The sequence below is a fragment of the Acetobacter cibinongensis genome, assembly GCF_000963925.1.
GTDB lineage: Bacteria > Pseudomonadota > Alphaproteobacteria > Acetobacterales > Acetobacteraceae > Acetobacter > Acetobacter cibinongensis.
The window spans coordinates 47,744-61,494 of record NZ_BAMV01000011.1 but is presented as its reverse complement, the minus strand read 5'-3'; the positions used below and the strand labels follow the sequence as shown (position 1 = coordinate 61,494).

8 protein-coding genes are annotated in these 13,751 nt (G+C 55.3%); all 8 read left to right on the top strand.

Features of this window, described 5'->3' with window-relative positions; translation table 11 throughout:
- Positions 1–414: 414 nt before the first annotated feature.
- Positions 415–2,496, top strand: coding sequence for a protein-disulfide reductase DsbD family protein (locus Abci_RS06700; protein WP_052944794.1), 2,082 nt, complete (start codon positions 415–417; stop codon positions 2,494–2,496).
- A 204-nt stretch (positions 2,497–2,700) separates the two neighbouring features.
- Positions 2,701–5,106 carry a TonB-dependent receptor gene (locus tag Abci_RS06695; RefSeq protein WP_048838380.1) on the top strand — a complete coding sequence of 802 codons (2,406 nt, stop codon included), beginning with the start codon at positions 2,701–2,703 and terminating at the stop codon, positions 5,104–5,106.
- A gap of 160 nt (positions 5,107–5,266) precedes the next feature.
- On the top strand, positions 5,267–8,083 hold the full coding sequence (gene polA / locus Abci_RS06690) for a DNA polymerase I (protein ID WP_048838379.1): 2,817 nt from the start codon (positions 5,267–5,269) through the stop codon (positions 8,081–8,083).
- A 2-nt stretch (positions 8,084–8,085) separates the two neighbouring features.
- Positions 8,086–8,700: an SCO family protein gene (locus tag Abci_RS06685; protein WP_048838378.1), complete on the top strand. Its 615-nt coding sequence runs from the start codon at positions 8,086–8,088 to the stop codon at positions 8,698–8,700.
- A gap of 30 nt (positions 8,701–8,730) precedes the next feature.
- Positions 8,731–9,903, top strand: a complete 1,173-nt coding sequence (locus Abci_RS06680) for a glycosyltransferase family 61 protein (protein ID WP_048838377.1) — start codon at positions 8,731–8,733, stop codon at positions 9,901–9,903.
- Entirely contained in the window at positions 9,903–11,030 is a 1,128-nt protein-coding gene (locus Abci_RS06675; RefSeq protein WP_048838376.1) for an acyl-CoA dehydrogenase family protein, read from the top strand. Before Abci_RS06680 ends, Abci_RS06675 begins: the two co-directional genes overlap by 1 nt.
- Positions 11,030–12,742, top strand: coding sequence for an ABC transporter substrate-binding protein (locus Abci_RS06670; protein WP_084597559.1), 1,713 nt, complete (start codon positions 11,030–11,032; stop codon positions 12,740–12,742). The genes Abci_RS06675 and Abci_RS06670 overlap by 1 nt, the downstream gene beginning before the upstream one ends.
- A complete protein-coding gene (locus Abci_RS06665) occupies positions 12,739–13,737 on the top strand; it encodes an ABC transporter permease (protein WP_048838375.1) in 999 nt (332 codons plus the stop codon). The genes Abci_RS06670 and Abci_RS06665 overlap by 4 nt, the downstream gene beginning before the upstream one ends.
- The last annotated feature ends 14 nt before the right edge of the window (positions 13,738–13,751 follow it).

Here is a 13,751-nt window from a genome sequence, read left to right as displayed (position 1 = left end):
CTCCTGACGGTCGCCCCTCTGCCACGCTCTTGTCAGACGTGTGGCAGAGGTACCCAGCCTAAGTGCTCCGCGACCACATCAGCAGGATATACACTCTCTGCCTGCTTCCATCTTGCGTGTAAGCCCGGCAAACACCTCCAAAACCGATAAAAACGAGATTGATGAGGGCTTTCCCGCACAGGCTCTCACCCTGTATGTCTTGTAGCGTCCTCCTTGACCGCAAAACCTCTCCGCATTCTGCCTGAAAGATCTTGCTCCATGCGTTTCTTCTCTTTGCTGCTTCCCGCAGGCTTACGCACCAAACGCACAGGTGACACGGCATCACAGCTAGACCGACACCCAGATACTGTGGCAGAAAATCGCAGATCCACATGCTCCAGAACTGCTTTTTATGGTGCTGTGGCTTTTTTGAGCATGACGCAGTCCGTTGCCATGCTGACTGCCAGCCACGCAGCCGAAAGCCCTGCGGTCAGTACGGAGCATAGCAAGGCCACGCTCATCACCAGTACGGATACAACCGATGGCAGCAGCCCGCTGCATGTTGCCCTCCGTCTGCAACTCCAGCCCGGCTGGCACACATACGGGCAAAACCCCGGCGATGCCGGAGAACCGGTTACGGTAAAGGTGACAGCACAGGGTGCCACCAGCGGCCAGAGCGACATGGTGGCATGGCCAACACCCCATCGCATCCGTGATGCTTCGCTCATGTCCTACGCCTATACTGGGGATGTCGTACTGCCCCTTACTGTCACGTTACAGCCTGTAAGCGGAGCAACATCCCAACCTGAAACCTCACGCCAGACCACGCTGACCGCCCATGCCAACTGGCTGGTGTGCGCCAGCGTTTGTGTGCCGGAAGAAGCAGACCTCAGCCTGACGCTCCCTTATGCTGCCCCAACACCGTCTGTACAGGCTGCGTTATTTGACCACGCCACACAAAATAGCCCCGTACCCTCCCCTTATCAGGCCAGCATTACACCGGGTGGCGTATTACGCCTGACAGGCTCTGATCTGTCACCGCAGGCCGTTAAAGACGCATGGTTCATGCCGGACCAGCCCGGCCTGATAGATCAGGCCGCTCCACAGCCGCTGAAAGTTGAAAATGGCGCGCTTACCCTTGACCTGAAACGTTTGCCGGAGTTTGGCGCAGATCAGGCACTTTCCGGCATTGTGGTGTTGCAGGATGCTGCTGGCAACCAACATGCTTTGGCCCAAAAAGTGGCTGTAGCAAAAAATGGTTCAGATGGTACGGACACCCCCGCAACAGGCTTTTTAAAGCTGATCGCCTTTGCCTTTCTGGGTGGCCTTATTCTTAACCTTATGCCTTGTGTTTTCCCCATTCTGGCCATGAAGGCTCTATCCGTTGCCCGTCTGGGCAAAGCAGAACGTCGTACCCAGACCATCAGCGCAGTCTGTTATACGCTGGGCGTCATGGTCACATTTCTGGGCCTTGGCGGTTTGATGCTTGGCCTGCGTATGGCAGGCAGCACAGCCGGATGGGGTTTTCAGTTTCAATCCCCCCTGTTTGTCACCTTGGTAACGTGGCTCCTGTTTGTCATGGCGCTTAACCTACTTGGGGTGTTTGAATTCCTGCCTGTGGCCGTTGGCAGTGGAACCAACCCGCACAAGCATGGCCATTTGCATGATGTCCTGACAGGCGTTCTGGCTGTTGTTGTTGCAACTCCGTGCACGGCTCCCTTCATGGGGGTTGCCATTGCAGGGGCACTCTCTGGCCCACCTGTGGCCGGGCTGGGTGTTTTTGCCGCAATGGGGCTGGGGCTTGCAGCACCCTACCTGCTCCTTACCCTTGCACCCGGCTTGGCGGCACGCATGCCGCGCCCCGGTGCGTGGATGCAATATTTGCGGCAGTTTCTGGCTTTTCCGCTTCTGGCCTCCTGCGTGTGGCTGCTTTGGGTTGCCACGCTGGAAGGCGGCGCGTTTGTGGTGCTTCTTCTGGCCAGTGGGTTGGTGCTTCTGGCTTTTTCCGCTTGGCTTTACGGCGTTGCCCAAACACGCCTTATGCAAAACGGCCATACGCGCGGCACAACAGCCCTCCATGGCCTTGCTTTACTAGGGCTGCTGCTGGCTCTGGCCCTTGCACCCGCCCTGCACCATGCAGCGCCCCAGGCAAACGCCACCAACGCAGGGTCTGGCCTACCAAAAGGGGTTGAACCCTTCACGCAAGCACGTTTTGATGCCCTGAAGGCCGAAGGCAAACCTGTCTTTGTGGATATGACGGCCGCATGGTGCATTACCTGCCTGGTCAATGAACGTGTTGCTCTTGATATCCCCAGCACTCAAGAGGCATTTGCCAAACAGGGCATTATCATCCTGAGAGGCGACTGGACCAACCATGACCCAGCAATCAGTGCCTTCCTCAAAGCCCGGAAACGCGATGGTGTGCCGCTTTACATCTACAGCCCGGCTCATGGCCCGGAAGTAACACTTCCACAAATTCTGACCCCCGGCCTGGTGCTTCAGACCATTACTCCCTGAGTCCGCACCCCAAAACACACTGGCACGTTCGCTCACCCCTTGAGCCAGAACGTGTCAGTTTTCTGCTTAATTCTGCATAACACGATGGCACACTGAACCTCTCGAAGAGCCACCCCTCAAAAATGTTATGTTATATTATTTCTTTTCTGGATAAATTTTATTAGACTATTGGGAAGCAATAGAAAAAGACCGGAATTCCATACCGTGCCAAAGGCTTCCTCCTTTACTCCTGACACCCCCTTCCTCCCTGTGTTGATTCTTGCTGCGGCACTTTCCAGCTTTGGGGCCGCCCCCGATGCTGATGCCGCAGCAGAAACGACCGATACCCAAATGGAAACGCAGGATAAGGAGGCAGATGACACACGCGCCACCTCCGCGCACCCCGAATATGTAACGGTAAAAAGCCGCACCACTGCCGATGGCTCAACTGGCCGCACGCCCGGCGGTGGCCTGATGCCGCACCAGAAGGCTCCGCGGGCACAAAGCGGGCTGACACGGGATTATATTGCCCGCCAAAGCCCGACAGAAAGCCCGGTTGCGCTTATCGCCAATTTGCCGGGTGTCATTTACTCCGCCAATGACCCACTTGGCACCAATGATGATCAGCAAGGCCTGTCCGTACGGGGTTTGGACCAGACGGAAATAGGGTATTTATTTGAAGGCGTTCCCGCCGCTCCCCCGCTCTTTCTCATGCCTTATACATCCGCCACAGCGGATACAGAAAACATCAGTTCCGTCACGCTCACACAGGGATCTTCCGATGCCGCATCGCCGCTTTACAATGCGGTTGGTGGGCAATTAAGCGTGCATCTCTCTAAGCCCAAACGCACGGCTAGTGGTTTTATGGACCTCTCTTACGGTTCCTACGCCCTCAACCGCGAGTTTCTACGCCTTGATAGTGGAGAGATCGGACATACCGGCGTAACGGGGTTTGCATCCTTTTCCTACCGTAATGCGTCCCAATGGCGGGGCGCCGGAGATAGCCCGCGTTTTCATGTTGATAGTCGGCTACTTAAAGAATGGGGCAAGGGAAGCTCGGCATCCCTCATTTTTTCCTTCAACCGGCAACGACAATATTATTTGCGCGCTCCCAGCAAAGCGCAGTGGAAAGCACAGGGCACACACTTCAATTATTCCCGCACTTACACTGATGGCGATACATCCTATTATCTGTTGCAGGAAAACGCCCGAGCGCAAACTTTTCTAGCAGCGCCAGTAAATTTACACCTCAACCGCCATCTGCAACTCTCCCTCACACCCTATTTTATTTATGTCAGCGGGTATGACGGATTTGGAACATCCCTCGACCCCAAAACCAGTTATCAAGGCAACCAACCCGCAGGGCCGCTTCAGGGGGGCGTGATTGGCGCTAATGGAAAAATCACTGCTGTTGCCACAGACACATTCAAACAGGCTCATTCAGGCATAACTGCGTCTCTCGAGTGGAAAGCAGGACGAAACAGCCTGACAGCAGGCACATGGTATTCTTATTACGACTTTTCAAACCCGTCCCGCTATGCTGCCGTGTATGCCAATGGGGGTGCCTCCAACATGCTGGGCCACCAGCCTATTCTCACGGCATCCGGGGAGCCGTTGTCATCCTACAACTCTCACCTCGTGCAACAGGTGAATGCACTTTTTGTGCAGGACAGTTTTAAAGCACTTTCCAATAAATTAACGGTCTCTGCTGCCTTCCGGGCTATTATGGTTACGCGCACCATTAGCAACGCCCTTCCGGGCGCACGCTACAGAAACGGCTCCAGCTATTTTTCACCCCAACCGCAAGTTTCTGCCAGTTATGACATAACTGCGCATGATCAGCTTTTCATCAATGGCACAACCGGCTTTCGTGCCCCTTCCGGTATTTCAAACTATAATGACCGCTTCAGTGTCGCGACCGGCAAGCAAAACCGGAGTGCCACCAGTGACACCCGGCCAGAATATTCCATTGGGGAAGAACTGGGCTACCGCCACACAGGGGACGTGAACATTTCTGCATCGGTGTTCAATTACAATTTCACTAACCGCCAAATCAGCACAACCAGCACCCTGAATGGGGCTCAGGTTTCAGAATCCATTAACGGAGGCGGCCAGACCGCACGCGGCGCACAGTTGGAAGTCAGCCTGAAACGCTGGCACCATTTCAGCCCTTATCTGTCCGGGCAGTATATCCACGCCACCATTGATAATAATTTGAAATCAGGGGACGACTATCTGCCCACGCGCGGCAAAAAAGCCATCCGCACACCAACATTCTCCGGCAGCATTGGCCTGTCTTATGATGATGAGCATTTTTTTGGCATGGCAACAGTAAACTATGTTGGCCCGACCTATTCAACCTTCATGAACGACGAGCGTATTCCCGGTTTTACAACAGCCAACCTCAGCATGGGGTACCGGCTTAAAAAGGTCGGGTTTGCCAAGTCTCCACAAATTCAGTTGAACCTGATGAATCTGGGCCAGCCGGGCTATCTGTCCGGGGTCAATAGTGTGTCTTTTAACGCCAAACCCACCACAGGCGTTTATGGCACGCGCATAGCCGGGCGAGCTCCCTCCTACTTTGTGGGCGGTGGATTTGCAGGCATAGTCTCGCTCTCTACTGGCTTCTAGCGGGCGACTGCCTGTCCGTTTCGCACGGGCATAAACTGGGCATAGACCCTGTTATACGGGCTTGAATGCTGGACATACGGCCAAAGGGCGCATATCCCAAAGCTATGCTTTTCTTCCCTGCACGGCTGCGTCCGGCAGCCCTTCAGCCGGTAGCCCAATCATGACCCATTCTGACGCACCCCATCTTGTTCTGGTTGATGGCAGCGGGTTTATTTTCCGCGCCTTCCATGCCCTACCGCCCATGACCAGCCCGGATGGCGTGCCGGTTAATGCCGTGTACGGGTTTACCAACATGCTTGCGCGTATGCTGCGTGAGCATGTGGGCACCCACCTGGCCGTTATTTTTGATGCCGGACGCCACACCTTCCGCTCAGACATTTACCCGCAATACAAGGCCCACCGGCCTGAACCGCCGGAAGACCTGCGCCCTCAGTTCTCGCTCATTCGGGATGCAACACGGGCCTTCAATGTCGCCAGCGTGGAACTGGCAGGCTGGGAAGCGGATGACCTGATTGCCTCTTACGCCCGCGCCGTGCGGAAGGTAGGTGGCACCTGCACCATTGTCTCATCCGACAAGGACCTGATGCAGCTTATTGGCCCCGGCGTTTGTATGCTGGACCCCATGAAGCAAACCCCCATCAGCCTGCCTGAGGTTGAAAAGAAGTTTGGCGTCCTGCCTGAAAAAGTGGTGGACGTGCAGGCCCTTATGGGAGACCCCACGGACAACGTACCCGGTGTGCCAGGTATTGGCCCCAAAACGGCGTCTGCCCTGATTAACGAATTCGGCACCCTTGAAGCTGTATTGGCCGCCGCACCGGACATGAAGAAGTCCAAACGGCGCGACATGCTGATTGAACATGCGGATGCCGCCCGTATTTCCCGCCAACTGGTTGAACTGGCGTGTGATGTTCCCCTGCCCGTGCCCATTGCTGATCTGGCCGTGCGCGAGATGGACAAACTGACACTGGCTGACTGGCTGGAAAGCATGGGCTTCCGGTCTGTCCTGACACGTCTGGGCGTGGGCCACCCATCCGGCGCGCACGCTCACCGTGCCGCACGAGCCGCTGCCCATGCCTCCATTAGCGGTGCGGTTGCTGAAGCGCCTACCACCACCCCAGACCAAGATGACCTGACCAAAGCTACCCTTGCAGCACCCTACGGTGCGTATGAGACTGTGCGGACAGCGCAGGACCTGCAAAAATGGGTAAGTGCTGCACAGGAAGCCAGTGTCTGCGCGGTGGACACAGAAACCGATGGACTGGACCCGCTAAGCGCCAACATGGTTGGCCTCTCTCTGGCCACGGCACCGGGCAAAGCCTGTTACGTTCCCCTGCGCCATGAAGGCACTCTGGAAGAACCCGCAGGTGAACAACTGAGTGTGCAGGCCGCTCTGGACATTATCCGGCCTCTGCTGACAGATGACACCACGCTCAAGGTTTTTCAAAACGCCAAGTTCGATCTTCTGGTCTTTGATCATGCAGGGCTTGATTACACCACCATAACGGCGGTGGATGACACCATGCTGATGTCCTACGCCCAGTCTGCCGGGCTGCATGGGCAGGGTATGGATGAACTCTCCACCCGGCATCTGGGCCATACCCCCATCAGTTATGATACGGTCACCGGCACGGGCCGTAATCGTATCCCGTTTGCACAAGTGCCCGTCAAACGCGCCACGGACTATGCGGCGGAAGATGCAGATGTCACACTCCGGCTCTGGCATGTGCTCCGCCCTACCCTGCGCACTAACAAGGCACTTGCTCTCTATGAACAGATAGAGCGCCCGCTTTCACCTGTTCTGGCGGGTATGGAGAAAGCGGGCATTGCCGTTGACCGCGCAGAACTCGGCCACCTGTCAAAAGATTTTGAAACCCGTATGGCTGTTATGGAAAAAGAAATCCATGCTGCCGCAGGCCGGGATTTTAACGTGGCCTCCCCTCGGCAGCTCGGGGAAATCCTGTTTGATGAAATGGGGTTGCCAGGCGGAAAACGCGGCAAGGCAGGTGCATGGGGGACAGATTCCTCCGTGCTACAAGATCTTGCAGACCAAGGGCATGAACTGCCGGAAAAAGTTTTGGCATGGCGGCAACTGGCAAAGCTGAAAAGCACTTACACAGACGCGTTATTACGCCAGACTACCACGGAAGACCGGGTACACACCTCGTTCCAGATGGCCATTACCACCACAGGCCGCCTGTCTTCCAATGACCCCAACCTTCAGAACATCCCCATTCGCACGGAAGAAGGCAGCCGTATCCGGCAAACCTTTATTGCCCCCAAAGGCAAAAAGCTGATCTCTGCTGACTATTCACAAATCGAACTCCGGCTACTGGCTGCGGTTGCTAATATTCCCGCCCTGCGGGAGGCGTTTGAACTCAAACAGGACATTCACGCCCGCACGGCATCCGAAGTTTTTGGTGTTCCGCTAGAAGGTATGGATAGCCTAACACGCCGGCGCGCCAAGGCCATCAACTTTGGTATTATTTATGGCATTTCCGCTTTTGGCCTTGCCCGCCAGCTCGGTATCCCTGCCGGAGAAGCACGCTCCTACATTGATGCCTATTTTGCACGGTATCCGGAAATTCGGGACTATATGGAGCGTATGCGTGAAGAAGCACGCGCGCAGGGTTATGTGCTCACACCGTTCGGGCGCCGGTGCTATGTACCCGGCATTCAGGAAAAAAGTGCTGTAAGGCGGCAATATGCTGAACGGCAGGCCATTAACGCCCCCTTACAGGGCGGCGCTGCGGACATCATCAAACGCGCCATGGTCAGGCTGCCTCATGCCTTGGCAGAAGGGGGCTTCTCCGCTCGTATGCTCCTGCAAGTGCATGACGAACTTCTGTTTGAAGCAGACGAAGCGGAAGCCGAGGCTGTAGCACAGCTTGTGAAAACCGTTATGGAATCTGCGGCAGACCTTTCTGTGCCGCTGGTAGTAGAAACTGGCATTGGCAACAACTGGGCAGAGGCACACTAAACATGACCCCGACCGGCAAACGTATTCTTTTGACCGCAACAGCCATTCTGGCAGCAGGTGGCCTTGCAACCTATCTGGGCACAACTCTTGCCCTGCACCACACCATTACCCTCAATACCTATGGGAATGAGGTTGGAGGCGCGTTTCGCCTGATGGATGCCACAACAGGCACCATGACCGACCAGACTTTTCACGGGCGCTGGATGCTGGTCTTGTTTGGCGCAACCCACTGCACGCAGGATGCCTGCGAACCTGCTCTGCGTGCAATGTCAGACGCGCTGGACAAGCTGGACCCCAGCAAGCGCAAGGCTGTTATTATTTTTGTAAGCCTGGACCCTGACCGGGATGATGCGGAACGCCTGCACCAATACGCCGCGACCCTTGGCCCGCGTATTGTAGCAGGTACCGCAGCCCCACAGGCTCTGGCAGACCTTGCAAAAGAATACCATGCCCCGGTTGAAAAAGTGTCTGACCCTGAATGGTCTTATACCATGCGCATGTCCCCCAGCTTTGTGGTAATGAACCCAGACACGCGGTACAAAGGTATGATCAGCGCAAACCAGAGCGCAGAGGCCATGCAAAAACAACTCGCAACCCTTATGAACACTGCAGATTAAAGACCTTAAGACAAGGGGACTTGTAGGCTCATGCCGGAAAACGCATCTGACCTCTTTGCCGTAACAGGCTATGTTTCAGCCTTCAGTGCAGGCGGCTGGAAGCGGGTTTGCGTACAGAACGAGGCCCACGCCCCCGGCCCCGTACCAGCCTACCAGGACCAACCTCTTACGGAATTTGATTTAGGCCTCCAGCTTTACCAAGCCCGCAGGTCTGCACAGGACAGCGTGATCAGCCTACCCCATACCGGGCTGATGCTGTTTACCCTGCATAATGCACGTTTTGTTATAAACCCCGGTCTTGATGGCATGATTATAGACCAGCGCAACAGGATGGTGAGCGAACCGTCCTGCTTCTGCCAGCACGATATCTATCGTCATACGCACACACTGCCCGATATGCCTGTGCATGAAGAACTGGATGAAGTTTTTATCGGGTTTGATAATGCCTTCCGGAATTACTATCACTGGCTTTTATACGGCATTTCCAAAACACAACTGGCCAATACACTTCTCCCCCCTTCTGTTACACTGGCCATGCCTGAGCAAGGCTTGACTTTTGCGCGGCGGAACCCTGCTTATTCCTCTGATATTTTTGAAAAATCTCTTGCACTGTCAGGCCTCTCTGACCGTGTAGCCTATCTGGACGAAGGCTTGCACCGGGCACGCACGCTCCATTTCTTCTGGCATGCTCCTACAATGCCGGAGCTGTATATGAACCTGAACGAGCCTTATGCCCTGTTTGACGGCATGAAGGCTCCACCACAACCCGACCTTCCAAAACGTATTTATATTTCGCGCGAAGGTGGGCATGACAGGCGCATTACACCAGAAGAACAGGCACAGATAGATCCTGTCCTGACAGCAAACGGATTTGAAAAAGTTTTTCTGGAAAAGCTTGATTTTGAAAGCCAGCTTGCCCTTTTCAGGCAGGCAGAGGCCATTATTGCGCCCCATGGTGCAGGGCTTGCCAATCTGGTTTTTATACAACCGGGTGTTAAGGTGATAGAACTTAACAGACAATTGGACGGCCAGCCCCATTTACGAAACTGTTTTGATCTGATCGCTCAAAAACGCCGTGCCCGCTATTGCGTTTTTAACCTGCACACAGAAACCCTTACATCTGCCAAACTCCAAAACGCCCTCGACAACCTTGACGCTGCACCAGTTCCTGCACCCCCTCCGGCACCGCAGGAGGAGGCCTAATGCTTTCTCCTGAAGATCTGACAGCTCTGGTAACACGCTTTGCGGCACGCGCTGCGGCCCATGACGTGTCCGGGGAGATTGCTCTGGAAAACCTGCAAGATCTGAAATCCGCCGGGCTGCTGTGCCTGACTGTCTCTCCTACCTATGGTGGCGGTGGGAAAAATCTGCGCGATATCCTGCCACTTCTTGAGCAGGTGGCACAAGGGGATCCCTCCACCGCTCTCATTTTCGCCATGCAGTGCCTGCATCATCATGACATTGCAACCTCCAGCCAATGGCCTGAAGCCACCCGTCAGATGGTCTCTACTGCCGCGGTTCAGGACGGTGCCTTACTGAATGCCCTCCGGGTTGAACCAGAACTTGGCACACCCTCCCGTGGCGGCATACCCGCCACCAAGCTTGCTCGGAAAAATGGGCAATGGGTTTTAAACGGATGTAAAATCTATTCTACAGGCTCCACTGCGCTCCGCTGGGGCCTTGTCTGGGCTGCTACTGATGAGGCTGAACCACGTGTAGGGCATGTTCTTGTGCCACTGGATGCGCCCGGCATACGCGTGGAGCACACATGGGACCAGATGGGCATGCGCGCCACGGCCAGTCACACAGTCCACTTCCAAAATGTTGTTGTCGCAGAAAACTATATTGTCGATATCCGTTCACCGTCTGACTGGAAAAATCAGGGAACGGACACCATAATGTGGCACGCCCTCTGCATTGCCAGTCTCTACAACGGTGTGGCGCTGAGTGCGAAAAACTGGCTTGTCGATTTCCTGCATGAGCGCAAACCAGCAAACCTTGGGGCTTCTCTGGCAACACTACCCCGCTTCCATTTACTGATGGGAGAAATTGAAGGGCTCCTTACGGCCAATCGTGCCCTGATAGCCAACTGGCTGCACAGCTATGATGCTGGGCACGCCACTCCTACAGATGCCAATCTTGTCAAACATCTGGTGACAGAAAACGCTATTAACAGCGTGCAAAAAGCTGTGGCTGCCATTGGTAATCCGGCTCTCAGCCGCACCAACCCGCTTGAGCGGCATTTGCGCAATATTCTTTGCGCCCGCATTCATACACCGCAGGCAGACACCGCTCTGGCCATGGCTGGCAAAAAAGCTTTAGGCATTTAATGCTCTTTTTTTCAAACAACACTTCCCGCGCATGTGCTTTGCCGTATCTGGTTGCTTTTTGTCTTGTAATTGGTAGCGCACCCGCACAGGCTGAAACATCCGTCAGCGTTCCCGCCTCCGCACATATGGGGGGAGCATTACGCCTGACGGGGCAAAGTTCAGGCGGCACGCTGGACCCACAAGTGGCCTATATGGCCCTGACCAAGCAGCTTGAACTGCCTGTGTATGACACACTTCTCTCCTACCCTAAATTTTCAGGAGCGGGTGCTGTACCCGTTGTAGCCAATCTGGTCGAGGCTATTCCCCTTCCTGAAGATGGCGGGCTGACATATCGCTTCACACTCCGTCAGGGCATTCATTTTTCTAACGGGCAAGTGCTGGGCGTTGACGATGTTGCTGCATCTTTCAGGCGTTTATTCAAAGTAGGAAGCCCCACCGCTGGCCCGTATTACAGTCATATTATTGGCGCAGAGGCCTGCCTGAAAAAGCCGGAAACCTGTACGCTCGACGGCGGTATTGAAACAAACGCCGCAACCCGCAGCATAGTTTTCCATCTCAGCACACCAGACCCGGAATTTCTTGCTCATCTGGCATGGGTTCATTCCACCATCCTGCCAGCCGATACACCTGCTCATGATATGGGCAATACGGCACCTCCCGGCACAGGCCCCTACCGTATCACCGGCTACGACCCAACACGTTACATTCTGCTTGAACGCAACCCCTATTTTCAAGAATGGTCACACGCCACCCAACCTGCGGGCTACCCTGATACACTCCACATGACGTTCGGGCTGGATCAGGAAGCAGAGGTCACGGCTGTAGAAAACGGCCAGTTTGACTGGATGTATGAAGATGTCCCGCTTGATCGTCTGGGCGAGGTTGGCTCCCGCTATCCACAGCAGGTACAAATTTACACGCAACTGCTCTATTATTATGCCGCACTCAACACCACACTCCCGCCTTTCAACTCCCTGAAAGTACGGCAAGCGCTCAACTATGCCGTAAACCGTCATGCCATGGTCATCTACCACGGCGGACCGGCCATAGCTCTTCCACTCTGCCAGCTTTTACCCAAAGGCTCTCCGGGATACGAACCCTCCTGCGCTTACACCAAAGGGGCTTCTCCGGAGCACCCGGCAGACCAGTGGCGTGCGCCTGACCTCGCCAAAGCCCGTCAGCTTGTGCAGGAAAGCGGTACTGCGGGTCAAAAAATAACGCTCGTTGCCCCGCTGGATGGACGGTATGGCGCCATGGCGCTGGAACTCCGCAGCACGCTTGCACAACTAGGGTATGATGCCACTGTCCGCAGCATGACCCAAGCCGTACAGTTCCCCTACATTCAGAACAGTGACAACCACGTGCAACTGGCCCTAACCGGCTGGCAAGCTGACTATCCTTCCGCCGATTCTTTTCTGCACACCCTTTATTCGTGCGACAGCATCCACCCACATTCCGATAACTCGCTCAACGTGTCAGCCTTCTGCCAGCAGGATATTGAGCAACTCATGCATCAGGCCACAACCCGTGCCATAACGGACCCGGCAGGCAGCCTACAGCTCTGGGCCGGAGTGGACAGAGCGCTGATGGCACAGGCCCCGTCAGTACCATTGGTACAAATACGACGCGTTACCCTGTTGTCAAAACGTGTGCGTAACGTCATCGTAACACTCAATGATGAAATTCTCCTCTCTCAACTCCAGATCCAATGACCGCTAAGCCCCTTTCCGTAGGTCCATGGCAGCAGGCATGGCGTGCCCTGTTGCGCAACCCGTCCGCCCTTGTGGCTCTGGCCGTGCTTGCCTTCATGGTGTTGGCCAGCCTGCTTGCCCCGGTTTACGCACACCACATTGCCAAGGTTGACCCGTTCACGTCCAACGTAGCAGGAAGCATTCTGGTTAATGGGCAAGCCGTTGACATCATGCAGCCTAACGATAACCCGCTGCATCTGGGTCTCAGCCCTATCGGGCCAACAGGTCACGCGGCCTATCTGTTAGGGGCAGACAGTCAAGGGCGGGATGTTGCTGCTCGCCTTTTATACGGGGGGCGGAACTCACTGCTCATTTCAGCCAGTGCGGCTGTTATCTGCCTTGTGTTGGCGGCCATAGCAGGCATAGCCGCAGGTTTTTTTGGCGGGCTTGTTGATAGTATCCTCTCCCGGATGATGGACATTATGTGGGCAGTACCTGTCTATCTGTTTGCAATTTCGCTCTCCATCGTCACGGTCAGTCAGGGCCTGCATATTGGCCCCTTCGTGATTGAGGCTGATAATCTGCTTATTCCCATTGTCATTATTGCGTTGGTTTATGTGCCCTATGCCGCGCGGCCTATCCGGGGCCGCGTGCTGGCCTTGCGGCAGGCAGAATTCGTTACAGCCTCACGCTGTCTGGGTGTGCCGCAATGGCGCATTGTGCTGTACGATATTCTGCCCAATGTCATGACGACGCTGGTTGTGATGGGCCCTCTGCTGATGGCCCTTGCCCTGCTGGCGGAAAGCGCTTTGTCCTTCTTGTCCATTGGCGTGCAGGCCCCTGCGGCATCGTGGGGCACCATCATTCAGGACGGGGAAGGCTTGATTTATACCCGCCCCATGGTTGCCATTGCCCCCGGTCTGGCCATTGTGATTGTGGTTCTGGCCCTCAACATTCTGGGCGATGGCCTGCGGGACGCGCTGGATGTGCGGGACGCCGCTCGCCGGTCTTCTTAAGATAAAGGGGAATT

Bases quoted from the DNA above. Each gene is read 5' to 3' on its own strand.
- Abci_RS06700 (WP_052944794.1), top strand. From the start codon at position 415: ATGACGCAGTCCGTTGCCATGCTGACTGCCAGCCACGCAGCCGAAAGC.
- polA (WP_048838379.1), top strand. From the start codon at position 5,267: ATGACCCATTCTGACGCACCCCATCTTGTTCTGGTTGATGGCAGCGGG.
- Abci_RS06685 (WP_048838378.1), top strand. From the start codon at position 8,086: ATGACCCCGACCGGCAAACGTATTCTTTTGACCGCAACAGCCATTCTG.
- Abci_RS06680 (WP_048838377.1), top strand. From the start codon at position 8,731: ATGCCGGAAAACGCATCTGACCTCTTTGCCGTAACAGGCTATGTTTCA.
- Abci_RS06675 (WP_048838376.1), top strand. From the start codon at position 9,903: ATGCTTTCTCCTGAAGATCTGACAGCTCTGGTAACACGCTTTGCGGCA.
- Abci_RS06670 (WP_084597559.1), top strand. From the start codon at position 11,030: ATGCTCTTTTTTTCAAACAACACTTCCCGCGCATGTGCTTTGCCGTAT.
- Abci_RS06665 (WP_048838375.1), top strand. From the start codon at position 12,739: ATGACCGCTAAGCCCCTTTCCGTAGGTCCATGGCAGCAGGCATGGCGT.